Source organism: Aeromonas sp. MR19 (assembly GCF_963899305.1).
Classification (GTDB): domain Bacteria; phylum Pseudomonadota; class Gammaproteobacteria; order Enterobacterales; family Aeromonadaceae; genus Aeromonas; species Aeromonas bestiarum.
The window spans coordinates 12,606-30,019 of sequence record NZ_CAWQWZ010000054.1; the positions used below are offsets into that span (position 1 = coordinate 12,606).

At 59.1% G+C, this 17,414-nt stretch carries 13 protein-coding genes and 3 tRNA genes; 14 read left to right on the forward strand and 2 right to left on the reverse strand.

Going from position 1 to position 17,414, the window contains the following annotated elements; translation table 11 throughout:
* The first annotated feature begins 230 nt into the window (after positions 1–230).
* The 10 genes from AACQ95_RS21740 (at position 231) to AACQ95_RS21785 (ending at position 11,594) form a co-directional block, all read left to right on the forward strand.
* On the forward strand, positions 231–1,448 hold the full coding sequence (locus tag AACQ95_RS21740) for a methyl-accepting chemotaxis protein (protein ID WP_043135055.1): 1,218 nt from the start codon (positions 231–233) through the stop codon (positions 1,446–1,448).
* 9 nt (positions 1,449–1,457) lie between these two features.
* On the forward strand, positions 1,458–1,826 hold the full coding sequence (locus AACQ95_RS21745; RefSeq protein ID WP_042867032.1) for a response regulator: 369 nt from the start codon (positions 1,458–1,460) through the stop codon (positions 1,824–1,826).
* A gap of 14 nt (positions 1,827–1,840) precedes the next feature.
* The gene (locus tag AACQ95_RS21750; protein ID WP_098984917.1) at positions 1,841–2,167 is read left to right on the forward strand and encodes an STAS domain-containing protein; all 327 of its coding nucleotides are present in this window, start codon (positions 1,841–1,843) and stop codon (positions 2,165–2,167) included.
* A gap of 26 nt (positions 2,168–2,193) precedes the next feature.
* Positions 2,194–4,407 (forward strand): chemotaxis protein CheA, encoded by a 2,214-nt coding sequence (locus tag AACQ95_RS21755; RefSeq protein WP_241279939.1) that lies wholly within the window; start codon positions 2,194–2,196, stop codon positions 4,405–4,407.
* Positions 4,408–4,422: 15 nt separating this feature from the next.
* On the forward strand, positions 4,423–6,345 hold the full coding sequence (locus AACQ95_RS21760; protein ID WP_241279941.1) for a methyl-accepting chemotaxis protein: 1,923 nt from the start codon (positions 4,423–4,425) through the stop codon (positions 6,343–6,345).
* 12 nt (positions 6,346–6,357) lie between these two features.
* On the forward strand, positions 6,358–6,930 hold the full coding sequence (locus tag AACQ95_RS21765) for a chemotaxis protein CheW (protein WP_241279943.1): 573 nt from the start codon (positions 6,358–6,360) through the stop codon (positions 6,928–6,930).
* Positions 6,931–7,002: 72 nt separating this feature from the next.
* Complete coding sequence (locus tag AACQ95_RS21770) at positions 7,003–9,174, forward strand: methyl-accepting chemotaxis protein (protein ID WP_241279945.1); 2,172 nt, start codon at positions 7,003–7,005, stop codon at positions 9,172–9,174.
* A 61-nt stretch (positions 9,175–9,235) separates the two neighbouring features.
* Entirely contained in the window at positions 9,236–10,039 is an 804-nt protein-coding gene (locus AACQ95_RS21775) for a CheR family methyltransferase (RefSeq protein WP_098984921.1), read from the forward strand.
* 10 nt (positions 10,040–10,049) lie between these two features.
* Complete coding sequence (cheD, locus tag AACQ95_RS21780; RefSeq protein ID WP_043135062.1) at positions 10,050–10,520, forward strand: chemoreceptor glutamine deamidase CheD; 471 nt, start codon at positions 10,050–10,052, stop codon at positions 10,518–10,520.
* Between the two features lie 12 nt (positions 10,521–10,532).
* A complete protein-coding gene (locus tag AACQ95_RS21785; protein ID WP_241279946.1) occupies positions 10,533–11,594 on the forward strand; it encodes a protein-glutamate methylesterase/protein-glutamine glutaminase in 1,062 nt (353 codons plus the stop codon).
* 53 nt (positions 11,595–11,647) lie between these two features.
* On the opposite strand, the gene AACQ95_RS21790 is transcribed toward AACQ95_RS21785, so the two are convergent.
* Complete coding sequence (locus AACQ95_RS21790) at positions 11,648–12,880, reverse strand: cysteine desulfurase-like protein (protein WP_241279948.1); 1,233 nt, start codon at positions 12,878–12,880, stop codon at positions 11,648–11,650.
* Positions 12,881–13,227: 347 nt separating this feature from the next.
* Here AACQ95_RS21790 and AACQ95_RS21795 point away from each other — a divergent pair.
* The 4 genes from AACQ95_RS21795 (at position 13,228) to AACQ95_RS21810 (ending at position 13,982) form a co-directional block, all read left to right on the forward strand.
* A tRNA-Tyr gene (locus AACQ95_RS21795) sits at positions 13,228–13,312 on the forward strand.
* 39 nt (positions 13,313–13,351) lie between these two features.
* Positions 13,352–13,436, forward strand: a tRNA-Tyr gene (locus AACQ95_RS21800).
* 44 nt (positions 13,437–13,480) lie between these two features.
* Positions 13,481–13,565: transfer RNA gene (locus AACQ95_RS21805), tRNA-Tyr, on the forward strand.
* Between the two features lie 138 nt (positions 13,566–13,703).
* Entirely contained in the window at positions 13,704–13,982 is a 279-nt protein-coding gene (locus AACQ95_RS21810) for a hypothetical protein (protein ID WP_043135065.1), read from the forward strand.
* A gap of 9 nt (positions 13,983–13,991) precedes the next feature.
* Here AACQ95_RS21810 and AACQ95_RS21815 read toward each other — a convergent pair whose 3' ends face one another.
* On the reverse strand, positions 13,992–17,408 hold the full coding sequence (locus tag AACQ95_RS21815; RefSeq protein WP_241279950.1) for a response regulator: 3,417 nt from the start codon (positions 17,406–17,408) through the stop codon (positions 13,992–13,994).
* Between the last annotated feature and the right edge of the window lie 6 nt (positions 17,409–17,414).

The following is a 17,414-nucleotide window of genomic DNA, read 5'->3' on the forward strand; positions in this document are numbered from 1 at the left end:
CGCCACTTCACCGCGCTCTCGTCTAGCCAGAGCCCCGTCTGCAGCCTCCATATTCCAGTTTTATCAGTAGATCCCCCCGAACAGGACCGATTTGTAACCAAGTTATTTTTTTGCGCTAACCTTACTGAGCCATTTGTAACTAACGGGTTCGGGCGTGGATCATCCTCTCTGTCACCAGTGGGATAGCAGCTTGTTCCCGCCCCGACTCACGTGCAGGGATGAGTTTGCGTATGACAGATCACAAGACGGCAGAGACCATTGCATTCTGGGACCCAGTGAGTTGGGCATGCTGTCTGGGCACAGGCCTGCTCAGCACCCTGCTGCTGACACTCGCAGGCAGCCCGCTGCCTTATCTGCTGGCCAACGGCGTGCTGGCACTGGGCGCAGCCCTCTGGTGCTCCCATCACTATCACGGCAAGCCGGCTGCGAGCCATCACGACGAGGAGGCTGCCCATACCTGGTCTGCCGCCCAGCTCAGCCACTCCATCATTGGGCTCGAGCAAGTGTGCGAGAAAGCCGTCCCCATCTGGTCACAGCAGATTGAGAACTCCCGTCAGCAGACCGAAGGAGCCATGATCGATCTGACCCAGCGCTTCGCCGGGCTCACCACCAAGCTGGAAGAGGCGGTAGCCGCCTCTCACGATGCCGCCGGCGATCTGGGAGGGACAAAATCGGCGGGCATGGCCGCCGTACTGGCCGAGAGCCAGGCACAGCTCAACCAGGTGCTCGCCATCATGCACTCCGCGCAAGCCAATCGCGATGCCATGCTGGCGGAGATCAAGACGCTTACCGCCTACACCATAGAGCTCAATACCATGGCGCTCGACGTGGCCAAGATTGCCTCCCAGACCAACTTGCTGGCGCTCAATGCCGCCATAGAAGCGGCTCGGGCCGGCGAGGCAGGGCGAGGCTTCGCCGTGGTGGCCGATGAGGTACGCACCCTGTCGCGCCTCTCCAGCGAAACGGCCCAGAAGATGACGGACAAGGTCGACACCATCAATACCGGTATTGGCCGCGCCTTCCAGATAGCAGAAAGTGCAGCCGCACGGGATCAAGCCGCCGTCAGTGACTCGGAGCACGCCATCGAGCAGGTGCTGGAGCGCTTTCGCATGGCCACCACCAGCCTGGCGGAGTCGGCCGCCCTGCTGCAGAGCGAAAGCTCGGGGATCCACCGTGAGATCTCCGATGTCATCGTTTCGTTACAGTTCCAGGATAGGGTCAGTCAAATCCTCAACCATGTACGCCAGAACATGGACAGCCTCAATGACCACCTGATTTCATCACGCAACAGAACACACCAGTCCGGCCCCATCCAGATAGATGCGGAGAGCTGGCTGGCAGACATGGAACTCTCCTATGCCACTGATGAACAACGCAACATTCATCATGGCCGCCGCCAGCAACCCATGATGAATTCCTCCAGCAGTGCAGACGTTACTTTTTTCTAGGAGACAGATATGGCCAAAACAGTCCTGATCGTGGATGACTCGGCAACCATTCGCCAAGTCGTCGGCATGACGCTCAAGGGAGCCGGTTACGAGGTGATGGAAGCCTGCGATGGCAAGGATGCCCTCAGGAAACTCGACGGCAAGAAGATCAATCTCATCATCAGCGACGTCAACATGCCGAACATGGATGGCATCAGCTTCGTCAAGGAGGCCAAGAAACTGGCCAGCTACAAGTTCACCCCCGTCATCATGCTGACCACGGAATCCCAGGACAGCAAGAAACAGGAGGGACAGGCGGCAGGGGCCAAAGCCTGGGTGGTCAAGCCATTTCAGCCCGATCAGATGCTGGCGGCCGTCGCCAAGCTCATCATGCCCTGAGTCAGGAGCCACCCATGCCGCTGCACATAGAGACGGGTGAACACAAGACGCTGGTCAAGGTATCGGGGGAGATGACCATCTACACAGCCGCCGAACTCAAGCTGGCACTCACCCCCCTGCTCTACCGCCAGCAGGCGCTGGAGCTGGATCTGTCCCAGGTGTCCGAGATGGACAGTGCCGGCTTGCAGCTGTTGCTGGCAGCCAAGAAAACGGCGCAACAGAGCGGCTATCCACTGCACCTGATCATGCACAGCCATGCGGTGCTGGACGCGCTGGAGCTGTGCCAGCTGACAGCCTTCTTTGGCGATCCCACCCTCATGCCCCACGCTGATCACGCCTAGGCAGTCCCAGTGACAAGGAGTCATTCGTGAGCATCAATCTTGATCAGGCCCTGCAAACCTACATAGCCGAGGCACGCGAACTGCTGGAAGAGATGGAATCCGCCCTGTTGACGCTGGAAAATGACCCGGACAACAGCGAGCTGATAGGCGCCATCTTCCGGGCAGCACACACCATCAAGGGCTCCGCCGGCCTGTTTGGCTTGCAGCCCATAGTCAGCTTCACCCACATAGTCGAAGACTTGCTCGATCAGGTGCGCAATCAACAACTGGCGATCACCACGACGCTTATCAAAGATCTGCTGGAGAGCCGGGATCACATCGAACGGCTGGTCCGTCTGGTCGCAGAGCAGGGCGCATCACTGGGGGATGACGAACAGGCACTGGACTCCCTGTTGCGGCTCAATCTGGCGCGCCATCAGACGGCACGCCAGACCGGGTTGCCGGAATGTACCCCATCCGCAGGCCCAGAGCCGGTCAGCAAGGAAGAGGGTCATGTCAGCGCCACCTCGCTGTGGCACATATCCCTGCGCTTTGGCCCGGATGTGCTGCGCAATGGCATGGATCCAGCCTCGTTTCTGCGCTACCTCAGTACCATGGGCACCCTCTGCGCCATCGAAACCCTTCACGACGCCCTGCCTGACTGGGAACATTTCGATCCCGAGAGCTGCTATCTCGGTTATGAGCTCGATGTCGACACCCAGGCCGACAAAGGAGCCCTGAGCGATATATTCGAATTCGTTCGCGATGACTGCCGCATCACCATACTGCCCCCTCACAGCAAGCTGGCCGAGTACATAGCGCTCATCCATGACCTGCCAGAAGACAACGACATGCTGGGGCAACTGCTGGTCAAAACCGGGGCGCTGACCGCCAGCGAGCTGGCGCTAGGCCTGCAAACCCAGCATGACAGCCCGCAGACTGACAGCAGCAAGCTGGGGGAGATCCTGATTGCCCAGGGCGCAGTCAACGAGGTGGTCGTGGATGCGGCGCTCAAGAAACAACACCAGAACAAGGAGAATAAAACCAAAGAGGGGCGCTACGTCCGGGTGCATGCCGACAAGCTGGATGATCTGATCAATCTGGTCGGCGAGCTGGTGGTCGCCAGCTCGGGTGCCAGCCTGCTGGCCCAGCGCTCACGGGACAGCCAGCTGCAGGAGGCAAACTCCACCATCGCCATGCTGGTCGAGGAGATCCGGGATGGCGCCCTGCGCCTGCGCATGGTGCCCATCGGGGACACCTTCAACCGCTTCCAGCGCGTCGTGCGCGACGTCAGCCACGAGCTGAACAAGGACATTGCACTGGTCATCACAGGCGGTGACACCGAACTCGACAAATCCGTGGTGGAAAAAATAGGCGATCCCCTGATGCATCTGGTTCGCAATTCCATGGATCACGGCATCGAATCGGCGGGGCAGCGCCTCGCCGCCGGCAAACCGGCGAGGGGTACCTTGACCCTCAATGCCTATCATGACTCCGGCAGTATCGTCATCGAGATCAAGGACGATGGCGCCGGCCTCAACCAGGCAAAAATTCTGCAAAAGGCGCAAGAGCGGGGCCTGGTCGCCGCCAACGCGGTATTGACGGATCAGGAGATCTACCAGCTCATCTTCGAGCCCGGTTTCTCCACCGCAGAGACCATCACCAATCTCTCGGGTAGAGGAGTCGGCATGGACGTGGTCAAACGCAATATCCAGGCCCTGCGCGGCAGCGTCGAGCTGGACAGCAAGCCCGGACAAGGCACCCGGGTGCAGATCCGGCTGCCATTGACCCTGGCCATCATCGACGGCTTTCTGGTCCGGGTCAGCACCACCCATTACGTCATCCCCCTCGACATGGTGATCGAGTGCGTGGAGCTGACCCAGAGTGCCCTGGCCGATACCCAGGGGCGCAACTACCTCAACCTGCGCGGCGAGGTGCTGCCGTTCGTCCGGCTCCAGCACTACTTCGATGTCGAAGGGGCGAGAGGACGCAGGGAAAACATAGTGGTCGTCAGTCACGGCGGCAAGAAATCCGGGCTGGTGGTCGATGAATTGCTGGGGGAATTTCAGACCGTCATCAAGCCACTCGGCAAGCTGTTTCAACGCCTGCAAGGGATCAGCGGCTCCACCATTCTGGGCGGCGGCGAGGTTGCCCTCATCCTGGATATTCCCTCCCTCATTCAACATGCCATCGATCAGGAACTGAGCCAGCTGAGCCAGTACGCCCTTCCTCGCCAGCAAACTCAACCAAGAGTCAATTAACGCCAGGAGCCCGTCATGTTCAGAAACTCCACCATTAAAATGCGACTCACCATACTGCTCTGCCTGCTATGCGTGCTGCTGCTGGGCGTCGGCGGGCTGGGACTTTACAACATGCAGAGCAGCAACCAGGGCCTGCAACGGGTTTATAACGACCGAGTGGTGCCGCTCAAACAGCTGAAAACCATCTCAGACAACTACGCCGTTGCCGTCATCGACAACGTCAACAAGGCCAATGCGGGCCTCATCAGCGCCGAAGAGGCGTTGCAACAGATCCAGCGGGCCCAACAGCAGATCAAGCAGGAGTGGCAGCGTTATCAGTCCACCAAGCTGACCGCAGCCGAGCAGAAACTGTCGGCCGAGGCGGGCGCCCTGTTCAGCGCAGCGGATCGCGACATCACCAGATTGGAGCAGTTTCTCGCGGCCCAGCGTGGCGTCATCGCCGGCAGCCTCAATGATTTTGACGGCAAGCTTTACGGTTCCATCGATCCCATAGGCAACAAGATAACCGAGCTGGTCAGTCTGCAACTCGATGTGGCCAAAGCCGAATATGAACAGGCCCAATCCTGGTACGACGCCATGCTGCTCACCATGATGGTGGTGGTCACGGCGGGCATAGTGGCCGCGGCCTGGTTTGGCATAGTGCTCATCCGCAGCATCATAGCCCCCATCAATCAGGCGCTGCAGGTGGCCAACCATCTGGCGGAGGGCAACCTCGACGTCACCATCACCATAGGGGCCAACGATGAGGCGGGCCAACTCTTGATGGCCATGCAGAACATGGTCAACAAGCTGACGGCCCTCATCAACGACATAGAAACCCTGGTCACGGCCGCCGTCGAGCAAGGGGATTTCAGCTACAAGATAGCGCTGGACGATCGGCAGGGTTATATCAAGCGCCTGTCAGAGCTGCTGAACCGCTTGTCCAACGTCACAGATACCAGCCTCAAGGATGTCATGCGCATCGCCACCGCCCTGTCGCGGGGGGATCTCACCCAGAAGATAGATCAGCCCTACCCGGGGATTTTTGGTCAGACCAAGGATGGTCTCAACAGCACCATAGACGCCCTGACGGCCATCATTGAAGAGGTACGCAACGCCGCCGATAACCTCACCAATGCCTCCAGCCAGGTCAGCACCACGGCCCAGTCCCTGAGTCAGGCCACCAGTGAACAGGCCGCGAGCGTGGAAGAGACCAGCGCCTCCATAGAGCAGATGAGTGCCAGCATCAACCAGAACACGGACAACGCCAAGGTGACCGACAACATGGCAAGCAGCGCCGTCCTCGAAGCGACCGAAGGGGGCCGCTCGGTACAGCAAACCGTGGCGGCGATGCAACAGATAGCCCGCAAAGTCAGCATCATCGATGACATCGCCTACCAGACCAACCTGCTGGCGCTCAATGCCGCCATAGAGGCGGCCCGCGCCGGTGAACACGGCAAGGGCTTTGCGGTGGTGGCCGCCGAGGTGCGCAAACTGGCCGAACGCAGCCAGATTGCGGCCCAGGAGATAGGGGAACTCTCCTCCAGCAGCGTCGATACCGCAGAGAAAGCGGGCAGCCTGCTCGACAAGATAGTGCCTTCCATTCGCAAGACATCCGATCTGGTCCAGGAGATCAACGCGGCGTCCGGCGAGCAGGCCAGTGCAGCGAACCAGATCAGCATGGCCATGAACCAGCTCAATCAGGTGACCCAGCAGAACGCGGCCAGCAGCGAGGAGCTGGCAGCCACCGCCGAGGAGATGAGCTCCCAGGCCAACGAGCTGCAGCAGACCATGGACTTCTTCTCGCTGGAGAACCTGGTCAGGCCCTCAAAATTCAGCGATGGCACGCACAGGGGAGCCCCCCCCAGAGGCAAGTTTGTCATGCCTGCCCAACACCCGCTGCACGGCAACACGGCACCGCAACCCCAGGTTGACGAAGCCGATTTTGTCCGCTTTTAACCGGAGAGACTCATGAGCATGTCAACCGAAGTGGTCCCACAGCCAGTCACGCTGGCTCATGACAATCAGGGCGATGCCCAGTACCTGACCTTCCTGATCAAGGGTGAGATGTTTGCCATCAACATTCTCGGGGTCAAGGAGATCATCGAATACGGCAACATCACTCCCATCCCCATGATGCCGAGCTTCATCCGCGGCGTGATCAACCTCAGGGGTGCCGTGGTCTCGGTGGTGGATCTCAACGCCCGCTTTGGTAATGCCCCCTCCAGCATCACCCGCCGCAGTTGTATCGTCATCATCGAAGGGATGCACCCGGATGATCCCGAGCACGGCAATCAGGACATAGGGGTCGTGGTGGATTCGGTCTCGGAAGTGCTGACCATTCCCTGCAACGAGATAGAGCCGCCACCCAGTTTTGGCGCCCGCATCCGGGCCGACTTCATCAGCGGCATGGGCAAGGTGAACGGCAAGTTCGTCATCCTCATCAATACCGAGAAGGTGCTCTCCATCGACGAGATGACACAGCTCAGTGAACTGACCCAGCAGCAGGAACGGCTGCTTGAACAGAGACAGCCAACACCATAACCCAGGCGTCAACAACAACGAGAGTGTCGCTCACTCCACACAGCAATGACATGTCGCACAAGGATAAGGCCCATGACTCAATCATTCTTTGGCAATCTCTTCGGCAACGGTAGCGCTCATACCTTGCAACAAGCACAACTGACCCAGTTGATCGGCGCCACTCGCACCATTTCGCAGGGGATCGCGCAGGGTGAACAGCCGACCCTGCTGGAACTGGCCACACTGGACGGCCCGCTGCGGGAACTCTGTCAGGAGTTCAACCAGGTCATCACGCTGCTGGGCCAGCGGCTCAGCAGCGGGCTGGCGGCCATCAGCGCAAACCAGGCCCTGTATGACGAGAACCTGCGGGTGCGCAAGGCACTGGATGGCGCCTCGACCAATGTGATGATCGCCGATACCAACCTCGACATCGTCTACATGAATGAAGCCGTGCTCGCCATGCTGGGGCAAGCGGAATCCGACATCCGCAAGGATCTGCCCAACTTCGACACCAGACATCTGATGGGCAAGAACATAGATACCTTTCACAAGGATCCGTCCCACCAGCGCAGCATGCTGGCCAAGCTGGACAAGACCTACCGCGCGCAGATCTCGGTCGGTGGCCGCATCTTCTCCCTGATCGCCAACCCTGTCTTCAACGACAGCGGGGAGCGGCTTGGTTCAGTGGTGGAGTGGGCCGATCGCACCAAGGAGATCGCCATCGAGAATGAGGTGAAAGCGGCCAACGCCGCGGCCAAGCTCGCCGCCGCCGAGAGCCTGCGAGTCAAAAGGGCACTGGATGGTGCCACTACCAACGTGATGATTGCCGACACAGATTTGAACATCATCTACATGAACGAGTCGGTCAAAGAGATGCTGAGCCTGGCCGAGTCCGACATCAGGAAGGAACTCTTCAGCTTCAATTCGTCCACCCTGATGGGGGCCAACATCGACAGCTTCCACAAGAATCCCGGCCATCAGCGCAGCATGTTGGCCAAGCTGAACAACACCTACAAGACCCAGATCCTGCTCGGTGGACGCACCTTCTCGCTCATTGCCAACCCTGTGTTCAGCGACGATGGCGAGCGGCTGGGCTCTGTGGTCGAGTGGTCTGATCGCACCAAGGAGGTCGCGATCGAACGGGAGATGTCGGAAATAGTGCAGGCGGTGATCAACGGGGAGCTGCACAGACGCATGGATCTGGTGGGCAAGAGTGGCTTCTTCCAGACTCTGGGAGAAGGCATCAACCGCATCGCAGAGGTGATAGACACCAGTCTCAACGACGTGATCCGGGTGGTGCAATGCCTGGCTCGGGGAGACCTGACCCAAACGATCGTGGCCGACTACCCCGGGGTATTTGGCACCACCAAGGACTCCCTCAATCAAACCATCATCTCGCTGACCAACATAGTGACCGAGGTAAGGAGCGCGTCCGACAACCTCTCCAGCGCCTCGGAACAAGTCAGCGCCACAGCCCAATCCATCAGCCAGTCGAGCAGTGAGCAGGCATCCAGCATGGAAGAGACCAGCGCCTCCATCGAACAGATGAGTGCCAGCATCAACCAGAACACAGACAACGCCCAGGTCACGGACGGCATGGCCAGCAAGGCCGCCAAGGAGGCGGTGGAAGGGGGTGAGGCAGTCAAGCTCACGGTCGATGCCATGAAGCAGATTGCCAAACGGATCGGCATCATAGATGACATCGCCTACCAGACCAATCTGCTGGCCCTCAACGCCGCCATCGAAGCCGCCCGTGCGGGGGATCACGGCAAGGGCTTCGCTGTGGTCGCCGCCGAGGTTCGTAAACTGGCGGAGCGCAGCCAGGTAGCGGCTCAGGAAATAGGCGAGCTGGCCTCCAGCAGCGTCGACATGGCGGAAAAAGCGGGTCGCCTGCTCGATCAGATGGTGCCCTCCATCAACAAGACCTCGGATCTGGTGCAGGAGATCAGCGCCGCCTCCGCCGAGCAATCCACCGGCGTCAGCCAGATCAACATCGCCATGAATCAGCTGAGCCAGGTGACCCAGCAGAATGCCTCCTGCAGCGAGGAGCTGGCGGCCACGGCAGAGGAGATGAGCAGCCAGGCCGAGCAACTGCAACTGGCCATGGAGTTCTTTACCCTGGAGCAACACAAGGGTGGCACGGGTCAGAAAGCCACAGCTCCCCGGGCCGCGCCCCGAGGACGTTTCATCACCGACGGCAATGGACAAGATGGCTTCAATGGCTCCCCTCGCCCCCACAACGACGCTGATTTTGTCCGGTTCTAAGCAAGGTACCGGGTGAGCCATGCTCACCCGGTACGCCCCTATCACCACAGGGAGTCCGTCCGTGTATCAGACCCAGTTGCATGATGATGAATTCACGCAGTTTCAACGCTGGATCCACCAAACGGCGGGCATAGATCTGTCACCGGCGAAGAAGGCGCTGGTTGCCAGCCGGCTGTCAAAACGGCTCTGTCACTACGAACTGGAGAGCTATGGCGACTATTTCAGCCTGATCATGAACAACCGGGGGCCAGAGCTGCAGATCGCGCTGGATCTGCTCACCACCAACGAGACCTACTTTTTCCGGGAACCAAAGCACTTCGAATTTCTCAGCGAGAAAGTGCTGGCACGACTGCCAAAAGAGCGGGCGGTGCGCATCTGGAGCGCGGCCAGCTCGTCCGGCGAAGAGCCTTACAGCCTGGCCATGACGCTGGCCGACACACTGAGCCAGGGCAATTGGGAGGTTATTGCCTCGGATATCTCGACCCGGGTGCTGGAGCAGGCCAGATCGGGGCAATATCCCATCGAGCGGGCCCATAATATTCCACTCTCCTTCCTGATGAAGTACTGCCTGAAGGGCGTCGGCTTTCAGGAGGGGACCTTCATCATCGATCGCAAACTCAGGGACAAGGTGCAATTTCATCACATCAACCTGAATCAGGAGCTGCCCGACATCGGCATGTTCGACATCATTCTGATCCGCAATGTGATGATCTATTTCAATCGGGAAACCAAGGGGCAGGTGCTGCAGCGCCTGGTGCCACGCTTGAAGAAGGGAGGCTACCTCATCGTCAGCCATGCGGAGAGCCTGAACGGTCTGCCCCACGGTTTGCAACTGGTGTCGCCCTCCATCTACCTGAAACCCTGAGGGTTTCAAGATGAAAGAGATAGTGCTGCAACCAGGAGAGTTCTTTTTTGGTCAGGACGATACCATCATCCGCACCCATCTGGGCTCCTGCGTGGCCATTACCATGTGGCACCCTGAGCAGAAACGGGGTGGCATGTGCCACTACATGCTGCCCAGCCGTGGCCACAACGATGACGGGCTGGATGGCCGCTATGCGGATGAGGCAATCCAGTTGTTTATCAATGAAATAAGCAAGTACCCCGCCCCCATTCACGAATACGAGGTCAAGTTGTTCGGCGGCGGCAACATGTTTATCGAACAGCAGACACTCAACACCATGAATGTGGCCATTAAAAACATCAAGGCGGCCTGGCAACTGACGCAGCACCTGGGGTTGTCGATCAAGGCTCATCATCTCGGACACGCAGGACACAGAAGCCTGATTTTTGAACTGGCCAACGGCAATGTCTGGGTACGCCATCACCGGCTGCCGCATCGTTAAGGGAACTGGGCTATGAAACAGATCAAGGTCATGCTGGTGGATGACTCCGCCGTGGTCAGGCAGGTATTGCAGGCCATTCTGGAACAGGAGCCTGATATCAAGGTGATTGCCACCGCGTCTGACCCGCTGTTTGCACTGGAGAAGCTAAAAAAAGAGTGGCCCGACGTGATAGTGCTGGATGTGGAGATGCCGCGCATGGATGGCATCACCTTTCTCACCAAGATCATGGCCGAGCACCCCACCCCAGTGGTGATCTGCTCTTCCCTCACCGAGAAGGGGGCGGAAACCACGCTGCAGGCCATGGACGCCGGCGCAGTGGACATCATCACCAAGCCCACGGTCGGCCTCAAAAGCTTTCTGCAGGAGTCGGCGCAAGCGCTGGCCATGGCGGTGCGCGCCGCCGCCCAGGCCAATGTCAAACGACTGGGCAAGGCGCCTGTGGCCACAGTCGCCGCCAAACTCAACGCCGACGCCATCATGCCCGCGGCCAGCCAGCATGCCATGGCCCAGACCACGGAGCGGATCGTGGCGATCGGCACCTCCACCGGCGGCACCCAGGCGCTGGAAGCCGTGCTGACGACCCTGCCCCGCGTCTGTCCCGGCATCGTCATAGTGCAACACATGCCGGAGAAGTTCACCGCCTCCTTCGCCGAGCGGCTCAACAATATATGCCAGATCGAAGTCAGGGAGGCGAAGAGCAATGACAGGGTCATTCCGGGTCTGGCGCTCATAGCGCCGGGGGGCAAGCACATGCTGCTCAAGCGCAACGGTGCCTACTATCACGTCGATGTGATGGACGGCCCCCTCATCAACCGTCACCGCCCCTCGGTGGACGTGCTGTTTCGATCCGTGGCCAAGTTTGCCGGTGGCAATGCCACCGGCATCATAATGACGGGGATGGGGGATGATGGTGCGCGCGGGCTAAGAGAGATGTTGGAGGCAGGCGCCAACACCTTCGCTCAGGATGAGGCCTCCTGCGTGGTGTTCGGCATGCCCAAGGAGGCCATCAAGCTCGGGGCCGCCCGCCACATACTGCCACTGCAGGATATTCACCATGCCATAGTGGGTCGCTAGCAGGCAGCAGCCATATGAGGCGACACGGCCCGGCATCCCCGGGCTGTGCTGTTTTAATGCGGCATGTCGTCGAGCAGCGCGAACAGCCGATCGATCTCGGCCTGCGTGTTGTAGTGCATGCAGCCCACCCGCAACACTCCCTCACTCACCCCCAACTGTTCCACCAGCGCCAGCGCATAGAAGTGGCCGGCCCAGCTGCATACCTGATGCTGGCCGAGATACTCGGCCATCTCGGTCGGCGTATGGCGGCTCGAGGTAATGGCGAAGGTCGGGGTGCGCCCCAGGCTGTCGTTGATGCCGTGCAGGGTGAACCAGGGCCGTTCGGCCAGCCTGGCCAGCAGATGGGCGCCGAGCTGCTGCTCATGGGCCCGGCTGCGGGCAAATGCCAGATCGAGACGCGCCTCCAGATCATGTTCGGCAGCGTCCAGCCCGGACAGCGAAGCCAGATATTCGACCGTCGCCTCCACCCCGGCCAGGGCTTCCCAGTTCTGGGTGCCGGTCTCCCACTTGTAGGGCGCCACATTCTTGGCCGGTTCGACTTTGTAGGGCGTGAACCGCTCCAGATGACGGTGCTTGCCATACAGGATGCCGAGGTGCGGGCCGAAGAACTTGTAGGCGGAGCAGCCGAGGAAATCACAATCCCAGGCCTGCACGTCGATGCGCTCGTGGGGTGCAAAGTGGACCGCATCCACATACAGCAGAGCCCCGACCCCGTGCACGGCATCGGCAATGCGGGGAATATCGACCAGGGTGCCCGTGGTATTGGATGCCGCCGTCACCGCCACCAGCCGGGTCTTGGGGCCCAGCAGCGTCAGCAGATGCGCATAGTCGAGCCCGCCGCTCGCCACATCCACCCGCACCTGATGCACCACAACGCCGCGATCGGCCGCCGCCTGCTGCCAGCTCGACACGTTGGAGTAGTGATCCAGTGCGCTGACGATGATCTCGTCCCCCGCCTGCCACTCCCGAGACAGGGCACGGCTGACCGCAAACGTCAGAGTGGTGAAGTTGGCACCAAAGACGATCTCTTCAGCCCGATCCGCTCCCAGCAGGGTCGCCACGGCCTGCCTTGCTCGCTGTGCCTGCTGCTCCGTGGCGCGGGCCGAGAAGAAGGGGCCACCCAGGTTGGCGTTGAAGTGGCCGAGATAGTCGGTCATGGCCGTGAGCACGGGGCGAGGCACCTGAGCGCCGCCCGGGCCGTCGAAGAAGATGGGGGTCTTGCCATCAACCAGTTGATTGAGGGCGGGAAACTGGCCGCGCAACACGGCGATATCGAGAGCCTGCATAGAAGAGTCCACAATCCATGTTAACAGTTGAATAACATGGTGAGAGTAAAATGGTGCAGCAGCAATGTCCATCCGTGAACCGGTCAACCATCACAGTTACAAGATGAGACCATATTTTCAGTAGAAAATGCTGAGGAGTCATACACAGCCCCGCCCACCCCATCAGTGCCTGCCGGCACGGGTCTCTCGTCGTATTCATGCCGGGAATCGACATAGAAGTCGTTGATAAGGATGAAAAATGAGCGAAAGATATCAAAAAATGACCGACTCGCACTTTTTTGTCGCCAGATATCACCAGAAGGGGTTCACAAAGCTGCCGGATCTGATAGTATGCGCCTCGCACTTGGGGAGGGGTTCCCGAGCGGCCAAAGGGATCAGACTGTAAATCTGACGGCTCTGCCTTCGAAGGTTCGAATCCTTCTCCCTCCACCATTCAAGTGCAAAAGTAGTGACAATCAGGAAATACCCCGTGGAGGGGTTCCCGAGCGGCCAAAGGGATCAGACTGTAAATCTGACGGCTCTGCCTTCGAAGGTTCGAATCCTTCTCCCTCCACCATTTTCCCGATTGCAATGGCTGAATAATCTATGCTTTGCCCCTGTGGAGGGGTTCCCGAGCGGCCAAAGGGATCAGACTGTAAATCTGACGGCTCTGCCTTCGAAGGTTCGAATCCTTCTCCCTCCACCATCCTTTAAAAGACCCGGCCCAGTGCCGGGTTTTTGCTTTGTAAAAATGACTCCATCTGGCACTGTCAGATCTGACAATTGCATCAGCTATTCTTTTTGGAAACAGTAGTGCTCACACAGTTCGGAGTCATGGATCGCCATGTTTGAGATTTGGGATGAGACGGGACAGGCAAACGGCTTGACGCTACCACAGTTGCGGCAGCGGCTGGCCAGCTATCGAGGCGAGGTCATGGTGCGCTACACCAATCGCATCGGCCTGCCGACGACTCTATTCCTGACCGTTGATCAGGGATTGGCTTATCAGCGCTTCAAGGCGGATAAACCCCTGCTCGACTGGGCCTGGCTGGCGCAAGCCGTGCACGCGACCGACCCGGGCAGGGAACCCATGATCTCCTATCTAGGCGCCGTCTCCCGCTGATATTCCCTCTCAAGACCGGGCAAGCAAGACGGTCAACTCATCGACAATCTGCTGCAACAGGGCCCTGAAGTCGGCCAGCTCGGCTTCACACCGCCCGGCCCCCTCCCTGCGGATCTTCTCCTCCAGACGCCAGGCTTGCTGTGCCAGATCGCTCACCATCATCATGGAGATGGTGCCAGCCTGACGGTGCACCCAGTTCGCCAGCGCCTTGTCGTCGTCATGCACCAGCGTCAGGGATTGCTCCAGCTCCTGACGAAATAGGGTCAACATCTGCTCAAACGGCGCCCCCACCCCGAAGAAACTTTGCAGTGATGCGGGATCGAGCAGCCTGGGGGCAGGCAACATATGCCACTTCGTCAGCATCTGGCGAAGTCCGTCCAGCAGCACTGGCTTGCCCAGCACATCGTTCATGCCCGCCGCCAGGCAGCGCTGTGCCTGTTCCGGCATCACATTGGCCGTCATGGCAATGATGGGGAGCCGCGCCAGCCCCTCGGTAGCACGCACCTGGCGGGTAAAGTCATAGCCATCCATCACCGGCATCTGGCAATCACACAGGATCAGGTCATAGCTATGACCTGCCAGCATGGCGAGCGCCTGCTGGCCATTCTCGGCCAGATCGCACACCAGATTGAGCTGCTTGAGCTGGCGCTGCACCAATACCTGATTAAGATGATGATCCTCGACTACCAGCAAGCGGCCTGGCAATGGCGCAATGGCTGGCTCGATCGCGAGATGATCGGGCAGCAGTTGCTCGCCCCAGCCGAGCTGGCGATAACAGACCTCCCGTACCGCCTGCCAGGTCAGGGGGTTGCTGTTGAGCCAGAACTGCCCCTCCCGCCACTGGTATCCCAGAGCATTGCCCAGCGGGGCGATACAGATACGGTTATCCGGTTGACTCGCGGCATCGCCAAAGACCAGATCGGCCGTCTGCAGCTCATCGCTTATCTGCACGCCCAGCGACAGCAGGTGCAGTCGCAAGGTATGGCGCAGCTTGCCATCGGCCAATGCCATGAAGGCGTTCAAGCCGGCGAGCATGGGATCATGTTCACGCCGCTGTTCCAGCGGCAGCGTGACCGACAGCCCGATACCGGTTCCAAGCCCGGGCGCGCTTTCCAGCCTGATCTCTCCCTCCATCAATTCGGCCAGGGTATGACTGATGCTAAGACCAAGCCCGGTCCCGCCATAACTGCGGGTGGTGGCGCCATCTGCCTGCTCAAAGGCATTGAAGATACGGGCCTGCGCCTCGGTACTCATGCCGATGCCGGTATCCTGCACCCCGATCAGCAACCGCTGCTCCCCGTCTGTTTGCGCCTCCAGCTTGATGGAGAGTTCGATAAAGCCGCGCTCGGTGAACTTGATGGCATTGCTGACCAGGTTGAACAACACCTGCTTGAGTCGCAGCACATCCCCAGTGAAGCGGGCGCCCACCTCATCATCGACACGCAGGTAACACTGCAGACCCTTGCGTTGTACCTCGCTGCTGATCATGGTCAACACGCTGTCGATGAGTTCGCGCAGCAAAAAAGAGCTTGGCGCCAGCGCCATCTTGCCCACATCCAGCTTGGAGTAATCGAGCACATTGCCGATCAGTTGCAACAGTCCCTCGGCCCCCCGGTTGATGATGGCAACCATCTGCCGCTGCTCCAGGTCGAGCGACGTAAAACTTAGCTGCTCCGCCATGCCGACGATGCTGTTCATGGGGGTACGGATCTCATGGCTCATGGTGGCCAGAAATTCAGCCTTCTTGCTGGCCGCATGCTCGGCACTCTCCTTGGCTCGAGCCAGAGCCTCCTCCACCTGACGGCGGTGCAGGATCTCCTGGCGCAAACGCCAGTAGGCGATGGAGAGTGCGAGAATAAACAAGGTGACACCCGTGCCAACGGGGATCAGGGTTTGTATCAGCTTTTGCCACGGGATCCCCTCGCTGTAGTTCACCGCCAGCCAGCTATTGCGGATCTGCTGCTTCTCCTTGTCACTCATGCTGGCCAGCACCCGATTGATCAGCGGCAGCAGGGGAGCATAGGTGTCACGCACTGCAACAGCCAGTTCATCCTTGAAGGGGGTGGGCGCCACTATATGCAGGCAGTCATCGAACCGCTCATTGATAAGCCGCGACACCACGGCCAGATTGCCCATATAAGCATCCCCTCGACCCGACGCGACCATCTCTAAACCTGCTTGTGGACCTGATACCACACTAACCCTGATATCGGGAATGCGATCCTTGAGCTTGGCAATCAACATACTGTCGGTCACGATCAGATGCTTGCCAGCCAGCTCGGCAAAACCAGCCACAGTGCTACTGCCACGAGCCATGGCCATAACCACAGGGAAAGAGGCTATGGGCTGGCTCAGCTGCCAACCCATCATCTGCTGGCTGATGCGGGTAGGAATGATGGTCAGGTCCACCTCCTGATACAGCAACGCCTGCAACAGCTCGGGCCAGCTTTGATCGGAGCGGTAGCGATAGGCCAACCCCAGCTTGTCCTTGAACAACGCAAGATAGTCACCGATAAAACCTGCCACCTTGCCTTGGCTGTCCGTATAGGAAAAAGGCATCCAGCCCTGAATAAAGCCCAATCTCAACGGTGGTAAATGAGAAAGCCACTCCCGTTCATCAGGCCTCAAGAGAAAGGCACTGTGGCCTTGAAAACTTAGACTGTTGTCACCCAGCCAGCGCTGCTCCAGGGTGCTGCGCTGCTCCACCGTCAGCGCCTGAATGGCAGTATCAAACCGGACCCCCAGCCTGGACTTCCGCTTGCTGATACCCAGATGCAGACTCTCCATCAAAAAGGGGGACTGGGCCACCACGGCCAATTCGGGGTGCAGGGCAATAAATTGATTGCTGACATGCAGATTGCCGATATAGGCATCGGCCTGCTTGTCGAGCACAGCCTGCAAGGCAGAACTGGAGTCCTGAAACAGGATACGGGAGACATCTGGGTAATGAAGCTTAACCAGTTTTTCGGTAAGGACTCCTGCTTCAATGGCGATCCTGGATTGACTTAAGGCACTGACATCCTGAAAGAAAGGAGAATCATGGTGCACCACGACCACGGTCGGTGACGAATAATAAGGGCGCGTGTATGAAATACATTCCCGTTCTTCCGAGCGAAAGGCATCCAGCAAAATATCAACCTCACCTTTGCAACTGGCCGCATATAATCGGTTCCAGTCGGGGTATGCTTTCCACTCAATCTGGTAGTCAAGATTCTTGGCCAAGATGGTCATCAATTCGGCGCTAAAGCCGCTGCCATTATGGCCATCCCACTGTTGATACGGCCCCCAGCCGCCCACCAATAACCCGACTCTTATTACCGGTATGGAGGATTTATTTGCAGCGAGGAGTGGCTGGCAGAATATACATATATTAAATACCAATATGACGACCATGCATCGAAATATCGCCACGAGAGGACACCTCATCGTGCC